The sequence below is a fragment of the Variovorax paradoxus genome (genome assembly GCF_030815855.1).
Lineage (GTDB): Bacteria > Pseudomonadota > Gammaproteobacteria > Burkholderiales > Burkholderiaceae_C > Variovorax > Variovorax paradoxus_M.
This window is the reverse complement of sequence record NZ_JAUSXG010000001.1, coordinates 5,650,674-5,667,217: the sequence shown is the minus strand read 5'-3', so window position 1 is coordinate 5,667,217 and position 16,544 is coordinate 5,650,674. Positions and strand designations below refer to the sequence as shown.

At 68.1% G+C, this 16,544-nt stretch carries 17 protein-coding genes; 10 read left to right on the top strand and 7 right to left on the bottom strand.

Annotation, left to right across the window (positions count from 1 at the left end; translation table 11 throughout):
- Nucleotides 1–44: 44 nt before the first annotated feature.
- From QFZ42_RS26915 to QFZ42_RS26905, 3 genes are read right to left on the bottom strand one after another with little or no spacing between them, the layout of a single operon-like run.
- A complete protein-coding gene (locus QFZ42_RS26915) occupies nucleotides 45–383 on the bottom strand; it encodes a hypothetical protein (protein ID WP_307703893.1) in 339 nt (112 codons plus the stop codon).
- Between the two features lie 43 nt (nucleotides 384–426).
- Nucleotides 427–1,335 (bottom strand): NAD(P)-dependent oxidoreductase, encoded by a 909-nt coding sequence (locus QFZ42_RS26910; protein WP_307703892.1) that lies wholly within the window; start codon nucleotides 1,333–1,335, stop codon nucleotides 427–429.
- Nucleotides 1,336–1,338: 3 nt separating this feature from the next.
- Nucleotides 1,339–2,100 (bottom strand): SDR family oxidoreductase, encoded by a 762-nt coding sequence (locus tag QFZ42_RS26905; RefSeq protein ID WP_307703891.1) that lies wholly within the window; start codon nucleotides 2,098–2,100, stop codon nucleotides 1,339–1,341.
- Nucleotides 2,101–2,274: 174 nt separating this feature from the next.
- Here QFZ42_RS26905 and QFZ42_RS26900 point away from each other — a divergent pair, with 174 nt between their 5' ends.
- On the top strand, nucleotides 2,275–3,228 hold the full coding sequence (locus tag QFZ42_RS26900) for a 2-hydroxyacid dehydrogenase (protein ID WP_307703890.1): 954 nt from the start codon (nucleotides 2,275–2,277) through the stop codon (nucleotides 3,226–3,228).
- A gap of 19 nt (nucleotides 3,229–3,247) precedes the next feature.
- Entirely contained in the window at nucleotides 3,248–4,324 is a 1,077-nt protein-coding gene (locus QFZ42_RS26895; protein ID WP_307703889.1) for an L-idonate 5-dehydrogenase, read from the top strand.
- A 10-nt stretch (nucleotides 4,325–4,334) separates the two neighbouring features.
- Here QFZ42_RS26895 and QFZ42_RS26890 read toward each other — a convergent pair whose 3' ends face one another.
- Nucleotides 4,335–5,345, bottom strand: coding sequence for a LacI family DNA-binding transcriptional regulator (locus tag QFZ42_RS26890; protein ID WP_307704316.1), 1,011 nt, complete (start codon nucleotides 5,343–5,345; stop codon nucleotides 4,335–4,337).
- Nucleotides 5,346–5,567: 222 nt separating this feature from the next.
- On the opposite strand from QFZ42_RS26890, the gene QFZ42_RS26885 reads away from it, so the two are divergent.
- From QFZ42_RS26885 to QFZ42_RS26875, 3 genes are all read left to right on the top strand, one after another.
- Entirely contained in the window at nucleotides 5,568–6,590 is a 1,023-nt protein-coding gene (locus QFZ42_RS26885) for a thiamine pyrophosphate-dependent dehydrogenase E1 component subunit alpha (protein WP_307703888.1), read from the top strand.
- A gap of 89 nt (nucleotides 6,591–6,679) precedes the next feature.
- The gene (locus tag QFZ42_RS26880) at nucleotides 6,680–7,627 is read left to right on the top strand and encodes an alpha-ketoacid dehydrogenase subunit beta (RefSeq protein ID WP_307704315.1); all 948 of its coding nucleotides are present in this window, start codon (nucleotides 6,680–6,682) and stop codon (nucleotides 7,625–7,627) included.
- A 12-nt stretch (nucleotides 7,628–7,639) separates the two neighbouring features.
- Nucleotides 7,640–8,062 carry a MarR family winged helix-turn-helix transcriptional regulator gene (locus QFZ42_RS26875; RefSeq protein ID WP_307703887.1) on the top strand — a complete coding sequence of 141 codons (423 nt, stop codon included), beginning with the start codon at nucleotides 7,640–7,642 and terminating at the stop codon, nucleotides 8,060–8,062.
- 3 nt (nucleotides 8,063–8,065) lie between these two features.
- On the opposite strand, the gene QFZ42_RS26870 is transcribed toward QFZ42_RS26875, so the two are convergent.
- Nucleotides 8,066–8,830 (bottom strand): SDR family oxidoreductase, encoded by a 765-nt coding sequence (locus QFZ42_RS26870; protein ID WP_307703886.1) that lies wholly within the window; start codon nucleotides 8,828–8,830, stop codon nucleotides 8,066–8,068.
- Nucleotides 8,831–8,943: 113 nt separating this feature from the next.
- On the opposite strand from QFZ42_RS26870, the gene QFZ42_RS26865 reads away from it, so the two are divergent.
- Both QFZ42_RS26865 and QFZ42_RS26860 read left to right on the top strand, forming a co-directional pair.
- Nucleotides 8,944–9,870, top strand: coding sequence for a LysR family transcriptional regulator (locus QFZ42_RS26865; RefSeq protein ID WP_307703885.1), 927 nt, complete (start codon nucleotides 8,944–8,946; stop codon nucleotides 9,868–9,870).
- Nucleotides 9,871–9,933: 63 nt separating this feature from the next.
- Nucleotides 9,934–10,959, top strand: a complete 1,026-nt coding sequence (locus QFZ42_RS26860; protein ID WP_307703884.1) for a Bug family tripartite tricarboxylate transporter substrate binding protein — start codon at nucleotides 9,934–9,936, stop codon at nucleotides 10,957–10,959.
- Nucleotides 10,960–11,018: 59 nt separating this feature from the next.
- On the opposite strand, the gene QFZ42_RS26855 is transcribed toward QFZ42_RS26860, so the two are convergent.
- Nucleotides 11,019–11,342, bottom strand: a complete 324-nt coding sequence (locus QFZ42_RS26855; RefSeq protein ID WP_307703883.1) for a DUF1840 domain-containing protein — start codon at nucleotides 11,340–11,342, stop codon at nucleotides 11,019–11,021.
- Nucleotides 11,343–11,354: 12 nt separating this feature from the next.
- On the bottom strand, nucleotides 11,355–12,623 hold the full coding sequence (locus QFZ42_RS26850) for an SAM-dependent methyltransferase (RefSeq protein WP_307703882.1): 1,269 nt from the start codon (nucleotides 12,621–12,623) through the stop codon (nucleotides 11,355–11,357).
- A 157-nt stretch (nucleotides 12,624–12,780) separates the two neighbouring features.
- On the opposite strand from QFZ42_RS26850, the gene QFZ42_RS26845 reads away from it, so the two are divergent.
- From QFZ42_RS26845 to QFZ42_RS26835, 3 genes are all read left to right on the top strand, one after another.
- Complete coding sequence (locus QFZ42_RS26845) at nucleotides 12,781–15,129, top strand: bifunctional salicylyl-CoA 5-hydroxylase/oxidoreductase (RefSeq protein ID WP_373423415.1); 2,349 nt, start codon at nucleotides 12,781–12,783, stop codon at nucleotides 15,127–15,129.
- 86 nt (nucleotides 15,130–15,215) lie between these two features.
- Complete coding sequence (locus tag QFZ42_RS26840) at nucleotides 15,216–15,692, top strand: MarR family winged helix-turn-helix transcriptional regulator (protein ID WP_215248450.1); 477 nt, start codon at nucleotides 15,216–15,218, stop codon at nucleotides 15,690–15,692.
- Nucleotides 15,689–16,543: an enoyl-CoA hydratase family protein gene (locus QFZ42_RS26835; RefSeq protein ID WP_307703880.1), complete on the top strand. Its 855-nt coding sequence runs from the start codon at nucleotides 15,689–15,691 to the stop codon at nucleotides 16,541–16,543. The genes QFZ42_RS26840 and QFZ42_RS26835 overlap by 4 nt, the downstream gene beginning before the upstream one ends.
- Nucleotide 16,544: the final 1 nt, after the last annotated feature.

Below are 16,544 nucleotides of genomic sequence, written 5' to 3'. Positions count from 1 at the left end.
GAATCATTCGCAGGCTTGGAATCAAACCCCGCGAAAGATCCGCGTCAACTCGCGGCCAGCGGAAATTCCTCGGCGCTGAACACCGTGTGAAAAACCGTGCCGTCGAACATCTCGAACAGATGCTTCGACACCTCGCGGCTTTCATAGCGCACGGGTGAATCGAGCGCGCGCGCGATGTCTTCGCGGCTCGCATAGCGGGTCGACAGCACCATCGCCAATTCGGGATCGCTCACGTCGCTTTCGATCTGGCGCAGCACGCGCACTTCGAGCACGCCGGGAAAGCGGGTCCAGAGCGGCACCAGCTTGTCGTGCACGTGCCGGTCGAAAGCCTCTTCCATGCCTGCCTTGACCCGGCCCCGGAAAAACGCGCAGCGGATGAACATGATGTCTTCTTTCCTGGATTGAACTGTGGAGCCGATGCGCGCTTCAGTCGCGCGCGTAGCCGTTGAACTGCCGCATCATGGCCGCCGTGTCCTCGGCCCCGAGCCCGGCCGCCACGAAGGCGCGATGCAGCTCGGAGACGGCGCCCGCCAGCGGCAGCGGCAGCGGCAGGCGCTCGCCCTGTGCAAAGGCCTGCACCGCCTCGAGGTCCTTGAGCATGTTGTCGATGCGGCCGGTGGGCGTGAAGTCGCGCGCCGCCATCTTGGGGCCGAACTCGCGCAGGATCTGGCTGTCGGCCCGGCCGCCGGCCAGCGCGGCGTGCAGCTTCGACGCGTCGACGCCGCCCGCCTCCGCCAGGCGCACCGCCTCGGCCACGGCCTGGAAGCCAATGGCGCAGAGCAGCTGGTTGACCAGCTTGGTGGTCTGCCCCGCGCCGCTCTCGCCCATGCGGGTGTAGTTGGCGCACAGGCTGTCCATCACGGCGCGCGCGCGTGCCACGTCGTCCTCGCTGCCGCCGGCCATGACCGTCAGCTGGCCGAGCAGGGCCTTGGGCGCCCCGCCCGAGAGCGGCGCATCGACGAAGCCCATGCCCGTGCGCTCGCGCAGCGACTGCGCGAGCCGCCGCGTGGAGACCGGGTCGATGGACGACATGTCGATCAGCAGCCGGCGCGAGTCCGCGGGCTCGGCGGCGGCCACGCCGGTTTCGCCGAAGAGCGCGCGCTCCACCACGGCGGCCGAATTGAGGCTGGTGATGACGAAGTCGCTCGCCGCCGCGGCTGCGGCCGCGCTGCCGGCAGCCCGTGCGCCGTGCCGCGCCATCTCGGCGACGCGGGCGGAATCGAGATCGAACACGCACACCGCGTGCCCGCATTCGAGCAGGCGGCGCGCAATGGCCGAGCCCATGATGCCGACGCCGATCACGGCCACGCGCTGGCGTGCTGGCTGCGAAGTCATGGATCAGAGGCTGGCGGTGATGCCGCCGTCCACGTAGAGAATGTGGCCGTTGACGAAGCTCGACGCGTCCGACGCCAGGAAGATCGCCGCGCCGCCCAGCTCCTCGACGTCGCCCCAGCGCCCGGCGGGCGTGCGGCCGGAAAGCCACGCGGTAAAAGCTTCGTCGGCCACCAGCGTCTGCGTCAGCTCGGTCTTGAAATAGCCCGGCCCCAGGCCATTGACCTGGATGCCGTATTTGCCGAGGTCGATCGCCATGCCCTTGGTGAGCATCTTCACCGCGCCCTTGGTGGCGGCGTAGGGCGCAATGCCCGGACGGCCCAGCTCGCTTTGCACCGAGCAGACATTGATGATCTTGCCGCGCTTGCGCTCGATCATGCGCTGCGCGACGAAGCGGCCGACGAAGAACACGCTGTCGATGTTGGTGGTGGTGATCTTGTGCCAGGCATCGATCGGGAACTCCGCAAAGGCGCCGCGATGCTGCATGCCGGCGTTGTTGACCAGGATGTCGACGGGGCCGATATCGGCCTCGATGCGGGCCACGCCCGCCTCCACCGCGGCGGCATCGGTCACGTCGAAAGCCACGGCCTCGGCCGCCACGCCCCGGGCGCGCAAGGCGTCGCGCGCGGCTTCCAGCGCGCCGGCATCGCGTGCGTTGAGCACGATGCGCGCGCCGGCCGAACCCAGCGCCGCGGCCAGCGCAAAGCCGATGCCCTTGCTGGAGCCGGTGATGAGGGCGATGCGCCCGGACAGGTCGAACAGTTTCAAGCGGAGCTCCTTGAATGGATGGGCGCGGTGGCGCAAGGCGGCACTCAAATACGTTACCGGTATCTCATTGTTCCGTCAACCGGTGAAACCTTGCTTGCGGCTTCACCTGCGCAGCGGGTAAAGTTACCGGTATCAATCATGCGCGCAGCCGCGCCATCCCGCAGGAGCACCCGCTTGACCACCACCCCTACCGCCCCGCATGTGCTGATGCCCGGCCCCTATCCGGAATGGGACATGACGCCCATGGCGGCGAGCTACACGCTGCTTCGCTGGTGGGAGGCGCCGGACCGCCAAGCCTTCATCGCCGAGCATGCCCCGCACATCCGCGCCGTGGCCACGCGCGGCGAGTTGGGTGCCAGCACCGAACTCATCGCCTCGCTGCCCAAGTTGGAGCTGGTCGCCTGCTACGGCGTGGGCACCGACGGCATCGACCTCGCGGCCTGCCGCGCGCGCGGCATCCGCGTGACCAACACGCCCGACGTGCTCAACGGCGACGTGGCCGACCTGGCCGTGGGGCTCACGCTCGCGCTGCAGCGGCGCATTCCGGCCGGCGACCGCTTCGTGCGCAGCGGCGAGTGGGCCAAGGGCCCGATGCCGCTGGCCACGCGCGTCTTCGGCCAGCGCGTGGGCATTGCCGGCTTCGGGCGCATCGGCAGCACCATCGCGCGGCGGCTCTCGGGTTTCGATCTGGAGCTGGGCTACTTCAGCCGCACGGCGCGCGAAGACAGCCCGCTCCGCCATTTCGGCAGCCTCGCGGCCATGGCCGAGTGGTGCGATGTGCTCATCGTCATCCTGCCCGGCGGCGAAGCCACGCGCGGCATCGTCAATGCCGAGGTGCTGCGAGCGCTGGGCCCCAAGGGCTGGCTCGTGAATGTGTCGCGCGGCACCACGGTGGACGAAGGCGCTCTGCTGCAGGCGCTCGAGCAGCGCACCATCGCGGGTGCGGGGCTCGACGTGTTCCTGAACGAGCCGCGCATCGACGCGCGCTTTGCGGCGCTCGACAATGTGGTGCTGCATCCGCACCACGGCAGCGGCACCGAGCAGACGCGCCGCGCCATGGGCGAACTGGTTCGCCGCAACCTCGAGGCCCACTTCGGTGGCCAGCCCCTCGTCACCCCGGTCGCCTGACGGCCTGAAGGAGAACCCCATGCGTATGCGCTGTATGTGCCTCGTGATCCATGCCCCCGACGACCTGCGCCTGGAGGAACAGGACGCCGGAGACATCGGCCCGGGCCAGGTGCTGGTGAAGGTCGGCATGGGCGGGATCTGCGGCTCCGACCTGCACTACTTTCACAACGGCGGCTTCGGCACCGTTCGCATCAAGGAGCCGATGGTGCTGGGCCACGAAGTGGCCGGCACCGTGGTGGCCACGGCGCCCGGCGTCGACAGCGTGCGCATCGGCGACAAGGTGGCAATCAACCCGAGCCGCCCGTGCGGCGCCTGCAAGTTCTGTCTCGAAGGCCTGCCCAACCAGTGCCTGGACATGCGCTTCTACGGCAGTGCGATGCGCATGCCGCACGTGCAGGGCGCGTTCCGCAACATGCTGCTGTGCGAGGCCACGCAGTGCGTGAAGGTGGCCGACCATGTGCCGCTGCGCCTCGCGGCGCTGGCCGAGCCGTTCTCGGTCGGGCTGCATGGCGTGTCGCGCGCCGGCCCGCTGCTGGGCAAGCGCGTGCTGGTGTCGGGCTGCGGGCCCATCGGCGTGCTGGCCATCGCCGCCGCGCGTGCGCATGGCGCGGCCGAGATCGTCGCCACCGACGTGGTCGACGAACCGCTGGCCATTGCGCGCGCCATGGGCGCCGACCACACCCTCAACGTGGCGCAGGACAAGGCCTGGGTTTCGCGCTATTCGGCCGACAAGGGCACGTTCGACGTGATGCTCGAATGCTCCGGCAACGAGCGCGCGCTGCGCGACGGGCTCGAAGTGATGCGCCCGCGCGGCGTGGTGGTGCAGCTGGGGCTGGGCGGCGACGTGAGCATTCCGCAGAACATGGTGGTGGCGAAGGAGCTCAGCATCTGCGGCTCGTTCCGCTTCCATGCGGAGTTTGCGCTGGCGGTGCGGCTCATTAACGAAGGGCGGGTCGACCTGTCGCCGGTCGTGTCGCACACCTTTCCGATGCTGCAGGCGCGCGAGGCCTTCGAACTGGCGAGCGACCGGAAGCAGGCGATGAAGGTGCTGATCGACTTCGCCGACACCGGCGCGGAAACCGCCGCCGCGGCCTGAGCGCCCTTCCTCAGCTGCTTTCCCGCTGCTCGATGCGGAACGGGATCAGCACCGTTTCGGCGGGCGGCCGGACGCCTTCGCGGGTGCCGTCGATCACCCGCAGCAGCAGTTCGCCGGCGGCCCTGCCGATGCCCACGCAGTCCACGGCCACGGTCGTGAGGCGCGGGTGGCAGGCGCGGGCCACCTCGAAGTCGCCGAAGCCCGCGATCGCGATGCGGCCCGGCACGTCCCAGCCGCGTCGCCGGCATTCCATCAGCGCGCCGAAGGCCGAGAGGTCGGACACGCACATCACCGCGTCCACGTCTGGCCACTGCCGGATCAGCTGCACCACGGCCTCGCCGCCTTCCGCCATGGAGATGGGCGGCTGCCCGAAGCTGATGACGCGCCCGCCGGGCAAGCCCAGTTCGCGGATCGCCTCGGCGTAGCCGCGTTGCCGGTCGGCGCCGCGGGTGTCGCGGTTGGACGTGCCGCCGATGAAGGCGATGCGCCGGTAGCCCTGGCCGTGCAGGTGCCGCACCATTGCGGCGGCGGCCTGGGCGTTCGAGAAGCCGACCGTGTGCTCGATGGGGGTGGCGGGCAGGTCCCAGGTCTCGATCACCGGGATGCCGGCCGCTTGCAGCATGGCGCGCGCGGTCGGCGTGTGGGCGCCGCCCGTGAGGACCACGCCTTCGGGCCGGCGCGCGAGCATGGCGCGCAGCAGGCGCTCCTCGGTTTCCACGCGGTAGTCGGTGTAGCCCAGCAGCAGTTGGAGCCCGCGTGCTTCCAGCGCGGCGGCGATGCCTTGCGCCGTCTCGGAAAAATTGGAGTTGTTCAGCGACGGGATGAGCACCGCGACGAAGCCCGAGCGCTTGCTGGAGAAGGTGCGCGCGGTCTGGTCGATCACGTAGCCCATTTCTTCGCAGGCCTGGAGGATGCGCTGGCGCAGCGCCTCCGAGGTCGCTCGGTCGCTGCCGGTGCGGCGGTTGAGCGCACGCGACACCGTCATCTTCGAGACGCCGACACGTGCGGCCACGTCGGCCATCGTCGCCGGACGGGACAGGGGGACGGAGGCTTTGGTCGACGGCAAGGGGCTGGGTCTCTCTGGAGTGCGGGTCCGAGGATATGCGACGGCAGGGTGGAAAAGACGAGCTTAAGTTACCGATACCGCCATGGCGTCTCTCGGCGGGTAAGTCCGGTGTAGAAATTTCCTCTCGTTTGATACGATTTTTGCCAGATCGCTTGCTTCAAAAGCGTTGGAAACAAGATGGGCTCGAGCATTTCAACGGGCGCCGGAGAGGCGCTGTACCGCACCATGGTGCGCATCCGTGCGTTCGAAAACGCGGCCGAAGCGGCCAGCCAGGGTGGCGTGAGCGCCTACGGCCAAGAGGCGGCCGGTGCCGCCAAGGTGCGCGGGCCGCTGCATCTCTCGACCGGGCAGGAGGCGGTTCCCGCGGGCGTGTGCGCCCACTTGCGGACCACCGACTATCTCACCTCCACGCACCGCGGCCACGGCCACACGCTGGCCAAGGGCGCGGACCTCGCCCGCATGATGTGCGAGCTGTTCGGCAAGGCCACGGGCTTCAACGGTGGCAAGGGCGGCTCGATGCACATCGCGGACTTTTCGGTCGGCATGCTGGGCGCGAACGGCGTGGTGGCGGCGGGCCTGCCGATTGCTGTGGGCGCGGCGCATGCGCAGAAGCTGCTCAAGACGAAGGACGACATCACGGTCTGCTTCTTTGGCGACGGCGCGATCAACCGCGGCCCGTTTCTCGAGGCGCTGAACTGGGCGCGCGTGTACGAACTGCCTGTGCTCTTCGTCTGCGAGGACAACCGCTGGAGCGCCACCACCGCGAGCGGGCCGATGACGGCCGGCGACGGCGCGTCGGCGCGCGCCGCCTCGATGGACATCGCGGCCACGCAGGTCGACGGCAACGACGTGTTCGCGGTGCACGAAGCCGCCGCACGGTTGGTGCGCGAAGTACGCAGCGGCGGCGGGCCGCGCCTGCTGCATGCGCTGACGTACCGCGTGAAGGGCCATGTGTCGGTGGACGTCGCGGCCTACCGCGATGCGGCCGAACTCGCGGCCGCGCTCGAAACCGATCCGATCGCGCGGACGCGTGGGCACCTGCTCTCGGCCGGCGTCAGCGCGGCCACGCTCGATGCCATCGAGAACGCGGCGCGCGACGAGGTGGACACCGCGCTGGCCATTGCCGATGCGGCGCCGTGGCCCGATGCCGAGGCGGCCTTCACCGATGTGCAGACCACCGGAGCCGGCCAATGGCACTGAACAAGGCCCCCACGCTCGGCACTGGCGTGTCCTCGCTGCCCCCCGAGGGGGCGCAGCCCGCCTTGGGGCGGCCCGGCGGCGGCCTCGACATGAGCTATTCCGAAGCCGCCGTGCGCGCGATCCAGCGCGAGATGGAAGCCGATGCGCGCGTGGTGGTGCTCGGCGAAGACGTGGGCCGCGGCGGCATCTTCGGCCAGTACAAGGGCCTGCAGCAGGCCTTCGGCGCCGAGCGCGTGATCGACACGCCGATCAGCGAGGCCGCGATCATGGGCGCCGGCGTCGGCATGGCGCTCGCGGGCCTCCGGCCGGTGGTCGAGATGCGTGTGGTCGACTTCGCACTGTGCGGCATGGACGAACTGGTGAACCAGGCCGCCAAGAACCGCTTCATGTTCGGCGGACAGGGCCGCGTCCCGCTGGTGGCGCGCATGCCGGGCGGCATCTGGGATGCCTCGGCGGCGCAGCATTCGCAGTCGCTCGAGGCCTGGTTCGCGCACCTGCCGGGCGTGGTGGTGGTGAACCCCTCGACGCCGCAGGACAACTACAGCCTGCTGCGCGCCGCGCTGCAATGCGGCGATCCGGTGGTCTACATCGAGCACAAGACACTCTGGGGCCTGCGCGGCGAAGTGAACGAAGACATGGCCGTGCCGCTAGGCAAGGCGCGGCGCGTGCGCGACGGCAATGCGCTCACGCTGGTGAGCTGGAGCAAGCAGATGCAGGCGTGCGCCGCAGCTTGCGAGGCACTGGCGGCCGAAGGCATCACGGTCGACCTGATCGACCTGCGCACGCTCTGGCCCTGGGACCGCGAGACGGTGCTGGCCTCATGCGCACGCACCCAGCGGCTGCTGGTGGTGCACGAGGCGGTGCAGGTGGCCGGCTTCGGCGCCGAGATCGCGGCCAGTGCCGCCGAGGCCACAGGATGCCGCGTGGCGCGGCTCGGCGCGCCGCGCATTCCGGTCGGCTACGCGCCGGTGCTGGAGGCGCAGTCGCGCGTGGGCCCCGAAGCCATCGCGGCCGCGGCGAGAAAACTGCTGGGCTGAACCGCCGGCGCCATGGACCCGCTGTTCTTCAAGCTGGTGCGGGTGGTCAATCTCACGGCGCGGCCTTTTCATGAAAGGGTCGGCCGCGAGCACCACCTCACGCTCAATGAATGGCGGGCGATGGCCGTGCTTGGCGTGCAACCGGGGCTCACGGCCACGCAGATCGCCGAGCTCACCGGCCTGGACAAGATGGCGGTGAGCCGCGCCCTGGCGGGTCTGAAGCGGCACAAGCGCATGCAGCGCCATGACGACCCCACGGACAGGCGCCGCAGCCGGCTCTATCTCACGGCGGCAGGCAAGGCGCTGCACGAAACCGTCGGCGCGCTGGGCCGCCAGCGCGAGGCCGCGCTGTTCGAGGGCATCGAGCCCGGCGAACTCGCCCGCCTCGACGCGACCCTGGACAAGCTCATTGCCGCGGTGCAGCGCGCCGGCTAGCCATCAAGCCGCGAAGCCGCCGTCGATGTTGAGGCTGGCGCCCGTCACAAAGGCGGCTTCGGGGCTGGCAAGGTACGCGACCATGCCGGCGATTTCTTCGGGGCGCGCATGGCGGGCCACTGCCATCAGGCCGTGCATCGCAGCGGCGTTCGGGCCGTCGACCGGGTTCATGTCGGTGTTGACCGGGCCCGGCTGCACGTTGTTGACCGTGATGCCGCGCGGGCCGAGATCGCGCGCGAGGCCCTGCACGAGTCCCTTGAGCGCCGACTTGCTCATGGCATAGGCGCTGCCGCCGGGCCAGGGCATGCGCTCGGCGTTGGTGCTGCCGATGTTGATGATGCGGCCGCCTTCGCCCATGTGGCGCGAGGCCGCCTTGGCGGCGACGAACACAGCGCGCACGTTCACGTCGAGCGTCTTGTCGAAGTCCTCGAGCGAGAAGTCGTCGAGGCTGCCGCCGAGGAACACGCCGGCGTTGTTCACGAGGATGTCGATCTTGCCGAGCGTGCGGGCCGCTTCATCGACGCCCGCGGTGAGCGCGGCGGCATCGGCGCTGTCGATCTTCAGCGCCAGCGCGCGGCCGCCTTCGGCTTCGATGCTGCGCACGAGTTCGTCGGCCGGGGCGCTGGAACTGGCATAGCTGAACGCGACGGCCGCGCCGTCCTGCACCAGGCGGCGCACGATGGCGGCGCCGATGCCGCGGGAGCCGCCGGTGACGAAAGCAGCCTTGCCTGCGAGGACGGGAGAAGAATTCGATTTGCTGGGAGCCATGATGTTTCCTTTTGCTTGTGAGGGTGGAAGGTCTTCAGTGTGAAGATTCCATTACCTTTGCGGTAGTCATCAATTGGTGCAATCAAATTCAACCGATAGTTGAAAATGCGCCCATGGAACCGCTCAACCACCTGGACTCGTTCGTTCAAAGCGCGGAAAGCGGCAGCTTCTCGGCCGCCGCGCGGCGGCTCGGGCTCACGCCCGCGGCGGTCAGCAAGAACGTCGCCCGCCTGGAAACCCGGCTGGGTGTCCGGCTGTTTCAGCGCAGCACGCGCCGCCTGACGCTGACGGAGGCCGGCGAGCGCTTCCTGGGGCAGATCGGCGGTGCGCTCGCCACCTTGCAGGACGCGGTCGCCGGCATCTCGGAGGACGACGGCCAGCCCACCGGCACGCTCAAGGTCAGCATGGGACAAGCCTTCGGCCGCGAGCACGTGCTGCCGATGATGGGCGACTTTCTCGCCCGTCACCCGTCGATCCTGCCCGACTGGCACTTCGACAACCAGCAGGTGGACCTCGTGGGCGAAGGCTTCGACGCGGCCATCGGCGGCGGCATCGAGTTGTCGCCCGGCATGGTGGCGCGAGAGTTGGCGCGCATCCATGTGGTGGCGGTGGCCGCGCCCGGCTACCTCGCGGGCCGCGCGCTGCCGGCGCACCCGGCGGAACTGCCGCGATTCGATGCCCTGATGCGCCGTTCCTCACCCACGGGGCGGCTGCGCAGCTGGACGCTGCAGCATTCGGGCGGCGACCAGACCACGGTGGAGCTTCCGCGGCCGCGCGCGATCTTCAACGACCCCGAAGCCATTGCGCATGCCGCGCTGATGGGGCTGGGCGTGGCGATGCTGCCGATGCCGTTTGTCGAACGCGGCCTTCGCAGCGGCGAGCTGGTGCGCCTGCTGCCCGAGTGGCATTTCGATGCGGGCGCGGTCTGGCTCTACTACCCGAGCAAGAAGCTGCTGCCCGCGAAGACGCGCGTGTTCATCGACTTCGTGCTGGAGCGTTTTCGCCGCGAGCGCTTCGCACAGCGGATGCAGGTGGCATAACCGGCGCGCCACCGGGGTTTTTACCCGCGACGCGAGCGGCCGTTCACCTGTACAAACGCGCGCATGAACTCTTCTTCTTCAACTTTCAAGTCGAATCGCCGAACCGCGCTGGCGGCTTCCGCCGCCGCGGCCATCGTCCTCGCGGCAAGCCCTGCGTGGGCTCAGAACACCTGGCCGAACAAGCCGGTTCGCATCGTCGTGCCCTTTGCGGCCGGCGGCACCACCGACATCCTGGCGCGCGCCGTGGCGCCCGAACTCTCCAAGGCCTTCGGCCAGCAGTTCATTGTCGACAACCGCGCGGGCGCAGGCGGGAACGTGGGGGCGGAAATCGTGGCGCGCGCGCCGAACGATGGCTACACGCTGCTGATGGGCACCGTCGGCACGCATGGCATCAACCGCGCGCTCTACCCCAAGCTGCCGTTCGACCCGATCAAGGATTTCGAGCCGGTCACGCTGGTGGCGGCCGTGCCGAACGTCATGGAGATGAATGCCGACAAGGCCAAGGCGCTGAACATCCGCAACGTGCAGGACTTCATCAAGTACGCCAAGGCCAACCCGGGCAAGCTCAACATGGCGTCGAGCGGCAACGGCACGTCCATCCACCTGGCGGGCGAGCTCTTCAAGAGCATGACGGGCACCTTCATGGCGCACATTCCGTACAAGGGCTCGGGGCCGGCGCTGCTGGACATGGTGGGCGGCAACGCCGACGTGATGTTCGACAACCTGCCCTCGTCGATGGCGCAGATCAAGGGCGGCAAGCTCACGGCCCTGGCCGTGACCAGTTCGCAGCGCTCGCCGGCGCTGCCCGACATTCCGACCGTGGCGGAAGCGGGTGGTCCGGCGCTCAAGGGCTTCGAGGCAAGTTCGTGGTTCGGCCTGCTGGCGCCGGCCGGCACCTCGCCCGAGATCGTGAACCGCATTCAGCAGGAAGTGGCCAAGTCGCTCGGCACGCCCGCCATCAAGGAAAAGATGCTCGCCCAGGGAGCGATCCCGAGCGGCAACTCACCGGCCGATTTCACCAAGCTGATTGCCAGCGAGCACGTGAAATGGGCCAAGGTGGTGAAGGACTCCGGCGCGAAGGTGGACTGACGGGGGCGACACCGGCGGCCCGGCAAAGCCGGCGGATCCGCGATGTTTCCCGGGTCTGATCAGGTGCTCCAGGTCACGTCTTTTTCTTCGGCCAGCGAATCCCTGAGCATGTGAAGCAGCGGGGCTGCGCGCTGGTGCAGTCCCACATGCTGTTTCTCGGCGTCGTTGCCGTGGCCTTCGACGACATGGTCGTCGTGGTTGTGGGGATTGCTGGCTTCGCGTTTCAGCGCCGACTCGATCGCCGCAATGGCAGCGGGAATCTGCTCGACGGTGACGATGCCCTGAGGCGCAGCCGGCTTGCCGACGATGTCGAGCAGCTGGCGCGCATGCACCTCGAGCATCACGAAGTCAGGGGAAGCCCGCGACTGGAATTTGTACAGCATGTTTGTTTTTACTCACTTGTAGATGTAGTCACGGGCAAAAGGGTACACCGATTGCGAACCGCGCAACACACCATGCTCCACCCTGCCGTCCGGCTTGGTGGAGAGCATCTGGTGCAGTGAGATCCAGCCCTGCTCGAAGCTCATGGCGGAGCCCGCCAGATAAAGCCGGTAGGCCCGCAGAATGCGCTCGGCGTTGCCGCTTTGCCGGCCGCCGCTGCGCTCGAGCACCTCGCGCGCCGTGTCGAGCTGCGCCTCGAGCGCGTCGGACCAGGCCCAGAGCGTGCGCGCGTAGTGCGGGCGCAGGCTTTCGGTGTCGACCATCTCCAGGCCCGCAGCCGCCGTTTCGCGCAGCACATGGGTCACGTGCAGCAGTTCGCCGCCGGGGAAGATGTACTTCTCGATGAAATCGCCCATGCCGGCGCCGAGCTGGCGGTAGTCGAGCTGACCCGAAGTGATGCCGTGGTTCAGCACCAGGCCGCCGGGCTTCAGCAGCGAATGAATCTTGCGGAAGTAGGTCGGCATGTTGGCCGCGCCCACGTGCTCGAACATGCCGACCGATGCGATCTTGTCGAAAGGCGCATCGACGGAGAGTTCGCGGTAGTCGCGCAACTCGACGCGCACCCGGCCTTGCAGGCCTTTTTCCTCGATGAGTCCCTGCACATGCGCAAGCTGGTTCTTCGACAGGGTGATGCCGGTGGCGTCGACGCCGTAGTGCTCCGCCGCCCACATCAGCAGCCCGCCCCAGCCGGAGCCGATGTCCAGGAAACGCTCGCCGGGCTGCAGCAGCAGCTTGCGGCAGATGTGGTCGAGCTTGGCTTCCTGCGCCTGCGGCAGTGTCAGTTCGGGGGTTCGGAAGTAGGCGCACGAATAGACCCGGCGCGGATCGAGCCACAGCGCGTAGAAATCGTCGGAAACGTCGTAGTGGAACTGGATCTGCTCCGCATCCTTGTTCAATGAATGGGAGCCGCGGGACTTGGCCAGCCGCAGCAGGCGGGTCCACCAGGCGGTGTCGGTTTCGGCAGGGTTGCCGGGCAACATGCCGACCGTTGCGTCGATCAGGTCGCGCATTGCGCCTTCGATCTGGACCTTGCCTTCCACGTAGGCCTCGCCGATGGCGCCCACCTGCCGGGCCGCGAGCTTGGCCAGCGCCGACCACTCGCTGAACGCCAGGGTCACTCGGGACCCGGGCTTGGCAACTCTTCGTCCATCGGGCAATTCCAGCGCGATGGGCACGGGCAGCGACGCAAGCTGCGACTCGATCTTGGGTATCAAGCTTTGCATGGTGGAGCCATGGTATTGATTTTTTGAAGTTTTTGCATGACACCGCGCACGGCTGGCGCCCGGGCGGGTGGTAGTGAACCCGTTGACATCAGATTGTTTATGCTTAAACTATTCAATCATGAACAGCCTCACTGCCGGCGTTTCGGCCGCCCCCGCCATGGACCTCCAACGCATCCTGTGCATCGGCGGCGGCCCCGCGGGTTTGTATTTCGCGCTGCTGATGAAGGCGCGCAACCCGGCGCTCGAGATCACCGTGGTGGAGCGCAACCGCCCCTTCGACACCTTCGGCTGGGGCGTGGTGCTCAGCGACCAGACGCTCGCCAACCTGGCGGCGGCGGACAGCGGAACCGCGGCGCTCATCGGCCATGAGTTTCACCACTGGGACGACATCCAGGTGTTCTTCAAGGGCCGGCAGGTGCGCTCGGGAGGCCACGGCTTCTGCGGCATCGGCCGCAAGCGGCTCTTGAACATCCTGCAGGAGCGCTGCCTCGCGCTCGGCGTGAAGCTGGTGTTCGAGACCGACGCCACCGACGACCAGGCCATTGCCGCCCAGTACAACGCCGACCTGGTGATTGCCAGCGACGGCCTCAACAGCCGCATCCGCCAGCGCTATGCCGACGTGTTCAAGCCCGACGTCGACCTGCGCAACTGCCGCTTCGTGTGGCTGGGCACGCACCAGACCTTCGACGCCTTCACCTTTGCCTTCGAGCAGACCGAGCACGGCTGGTTCCAGGCGCATGCCTACCAGTTCGACGACAAGACCTCGACCTTCATTGTCGAGACGCCCGAGGCGGTGTGGAAGGCCCACGGCCTCGACCAGATGGAGCAGCCTGAGGCCATCGCCTTCTGCGAGAAGCTGTTCGCCAAGTACCTGGGCGGCCATCCGCTCATCAGCAACGCCACGCACCTGCGCGGTTCGGCCAACTGGATCCGCTTTCCGCGCGTGGTGTGCGAGCGCTGGACGCACCGCATCGATGTCGAGGGCCGCTCGGTGCCCGTGGTTCTGATGGGCGATGCGGCGCACACGGCGCACTTCTCGATCGGCTCGGGCACCAAGCTCGCGCTGGAAGATGCCATCGACTTAGCCGATGAATTCGCGCAGGGCGGCACCGTCGACCATGTGCTCGAAGGCTACGAGGCACGCCGCAGCGTCGAGGTGCTCAAGATCCAGAACGCCGCGCGCAACTCGACGGAATGGTTCGAGAACGTGCCGCGCTACACCGGCATGCAGATCGAGCAGTTCGCCTACTCGCTGCTCACGCGCTCGCAGCGCATCAGCCACGAGAACCTGCGCGTGCGCGACACCGAATGGCTCGGCGGCTACGAGCGATGGCTCGCCGGTGGCAAGGCCGTGGCGCCCATGTTGATGCCGTACAAGGTGCGCGGCCTCACGCTGAAGAACCGCATCCTGGTGTCGCCGATGGCCACCTACAGCGCGGTCGACGGCGTGCCGCAGGATTTCTTGCTGGTGCATCTGGGCGCGCGTGCGCTCGGCGGCGCCGCGATGGTGTTCGTCGAAATGACGAGCCCGACGCCCGAGGGCCGCATCACCCCTGCTTGCACCGGCCTGTACAACGACACGCAGCAGGCAGCGTTCAAGCGCATCGTCGACTTCGTGCACACGCAGTCGAGCGCGAAAATCGCCATGCAGCTCGGCCACAGCGGCCCCAAGGGCTCGACGCGTGTGGGCTGGGAAGGCACCGACGAGCCTCTGGAGAGCGGCAACTGGCCGCTGCTGTCCGCCAGCGAGGTCGCCTACGGCGAGCAGAATCAGATGCCGGCCGCAATGACGCGCGAGCAGATGGACGACATGCGCGACCGGTTCGTGGATTCCACGCGCCGCGCGGCCGAGTGCGGCTTCGACTGGCTCGAGCTGCACTGCGCACACGGCTACCTGCTGTCATCCTTCATCAGCCCGCTGACCAACCTGCGCACCGACGAGTTCGGCGGCGGCATCGAGGCGCGCTGCCGCTACCCGCTCGAAGTGTTCCGCGCGATGCGCGCCGCGTGGCCTGAGGACAAGCCGATGAGCGTGCGCATCTCGGCGCACGACTGGGCGCCCGGCGGCAACACCGACGCCGACGCAGTGGTTGTCGCTCGCCTCTTCAAGGAAGCCGGCGCCGATTTCATCGACGTGTCCTCCGGCCAGACCACACGCGCCGCCAAGCCGGTGTACGGCCGCATGTACCAGACGCCGTTCGCGGACCGCATCCGCAACGAGGTCGGCATTTCGACCATTGCAGTGGGCGCCATCACCGATGCGGACCAGGCGAACAGCATCATCGCGGCCGGACGCGCAGACCTCTGCGCCATCGCCCGTCCGCACCTTGCGGACCCCGCCTGGACACTGCACGAAGCCGCCAAGCTGCAAAGCCGCGATGTCGACTGGCCCAAGCAGTACCTGAGCGGGCGCGACCAGATGTACCGCGAGATCGCCAAGCAGCAGCAGATCGCTGCGGCCAACGCGGCACTCGCTGCTGCATCCAACGCCGAGGAGACGCACTGAAATGAAACCCCCACGCTCATCGCTTCGCGTATCGCTGCCCCCCGAGGGGGCGCGTCAGTGCCTTCGGGCGGCCGGGCGCCACTGACATGGACCTCGAAGCACGCGCGCACAGCGAACACCCCGAGGCCCTGCGCCTCTGGCTGCGGTTGCTCACCTGCACCCAGCTCATCGAGAAGCAGGTGCGCAACGAACTGCGATCGCAGTTCTCGACCACGCTGCCGCGCTTCGACCTGATGTCGCAGCTCGAACGCTCGCCCGACGGCCTCAAGATGAACGAGCTTTCGCGCCGCATGATGGTGACGGGCGGCAACGTCACCGGCATCACCGACCAGCTCGTGACGGAAGGCCTGGTGGAGCGCATCAACGTGGAAGGCGACCGCCGGGCGTGGCGCGTGCGGCTCACGGCCCGCGGCCGCAAGCTATTCAACGAGATGGCGCAGCAGCACGAAGACTGGATCGTCGACGCTTTCGCGGGCCTCAGTGCCAAGGAGATCGCGCAGCTTCACAAGCTGCTCGGCAAGGTCAAGCAACACTCACACAGCCAGATGGCGGAGGCCGAATGAAGCACTACATCGGCGCGGGCAATCCCATGCGCGCGCAATTCGAGGCCAAGGCTTCTTACGAGGCCAGGCACTTCGCATGGCGCTACGAGGCCGGTGTCGGCACCGTCACGCTGAACCGCCCCGAGCGCAAGAACCCGCTGACCTTCGACTCGTACGCCGAGCTGCGCGACCTGTTCCGGGCGCTGAACTACGCCACCGATGTGAAGGCCATCGTCGTGACCGGCGAAGGCGGCAACTTCTGCTCGGGCGGCGATGTGCACGAGATCATCGGTCCGCTCACGACCATGCGCATGCCCGAGTTGCTCGAGTTCACGCGCATGACGGGCGACCTGGTGAAGGCCATCCGGCATTGCCCGCAACCGATCGTCGGCGCGATCGACGGCGTGTGCGCCGGCGCGGGCGCGATGATCGCGCTGGCCTGCGACCTGCGCTATGGGTCTCCTTCGACACGCACGGCGTTCCTGTTCACCCGCGTGGGCCTTGCCGGCGCTGACATGGGTGCCTGTGCGCTGCTGCCGCGCGTGATCGGCCAGGGTCGCGCCTCGGAGCTGCTGTTCACCGGCCGCGCGATGACGGCGCAGGAAGGCCACGCCTGGGGCTTCTTCAATGCGCTGCACGAAAGCGATACGCTGCTCGAGGCAGCCACCCAGGTGGCGCGTGAACTGGCCGAAGGCCCGAGCTTCGCGCATGGCATGACCAAGACAATGCTCTCGCAGGAATGGTCGATGACCATCGACCAGGCCATCGAGGCCGAAGCGCAGGCACAGGCGATCTGCATGCAGACCGAAGACTTCAAGCGCGCCTACGAGGCTTTCGCCGCCAAGCGCAAGCCCGTGTTCGGCGGGGACTGAT

Bases quoted from the DNA above. Each gene is read 5' to 3' on its own strand.
- QFZ42_RS26895 (WP_307703889.1), top strand. From the start codon at position 3,248: ATGCGTATGCGCTGTATGTGCCTCGTGATCCATGCCCCCGACGACCTG.
- QFZ42_RS26910 (WP_307703892.1), bottom strand. From the start codon at position 1,335: ATGACTTCGCAGCCAGCACGCCAGCGCGTGGCCGTGATCGGCGTCGGC.
- QFZ42_RS26860 (WP_307703884.1), top strand. From the start codon at position 9,934: ATGAACTCTTCTTCTTCAACTTTCAAGTCGAATCGCCGAACCGCGCTG.
- QFZ42_RS26875 (WP_307703887.1), top strand. From the start codon at position 7,640: ATGGACCCGCTGTTCTTCAAGCTGGTGCGGGTGGTCAATCTCACGGCG.
- QFZ42_RS26890 (WP_307704316.1), bottom strand. From the start codon at position 5,345: ATGGCCGACGTGGCCGCACGTGTCGGCGTCTCGAAGATGACGGTGTCG.
- QFZ42_RS26880 (WP_307704315.1), top strand. From the start codon at position 6,680: ATGAGCTATTCCGAAGCCGCCGTGCGCGCGATCCAGCGCGAGATGGAA.
- QFZ42_RS26845 (WP_373423415.1), top strand. From the start codon at position 12,781: ATGGACCTCCAACGCATCCTGTGCATCGGCGGCGGCCCCGCGGGTTTG.
- QFZ42_RS26840 (WP_215248450.1), top strand. From the start codon at position 15,216: ATGGACCTCGAAGCACGCGCGCACAGCGAACACCCCGAGGCCCTGCGC.
- QFZ42_RS26885 (WP_307703888.1), top strand. From the start codon at position 5,568: ATGGGCTCGAGCATTTCAACGGGCGCCGGAGAGGCGCTGTACCGCACC.
- QFZ42_RS26855 (WP_307703883.1), bottom strand. From the start codon at position 11,342: ATGCTGTACAAATTCCAGTCGCGGGCTTCCCCTGACTTCGTGATGCTC.
- QFZ42_RS26835 (WP_307703880.1), top strand. From the start codon at position 15,689: ATGAAGCACTACATCGGCGCGGGCAATCCCATGCGCGCGCAATTCGAG.
- QFZ42_RS26915 (WP_307703893.1), bottom strand. From the start codon at position 383: ATGTTCATCCGCTGCGCGTTTTTCCGGGGCCGGGTCAAGGCAGGCATG.
- QFZ42_RS26865 (WP_307703885.1), top strand. From the start codon at position 8,944: ATGGAACCGCTCAACCACCTGGACTCGTTCGTTCAAAGCGCGGAAAGC.
- QFZ42_RS26850 (WP_307703882.1), bottom strand. From the start codon at position 12,623: ATGCAAAGCTTGATACCCAAGATCGAGTCGCAGCTTGCGTCGCTGCCC.
- QFZ42_RS26870 (WP_307703886.1), bottom strand. From the start codon at position 8,830: ATGGCTCCCAGCAAATCGAATTCTTCTCCCGTCCTCGCAGGCAAGGCT.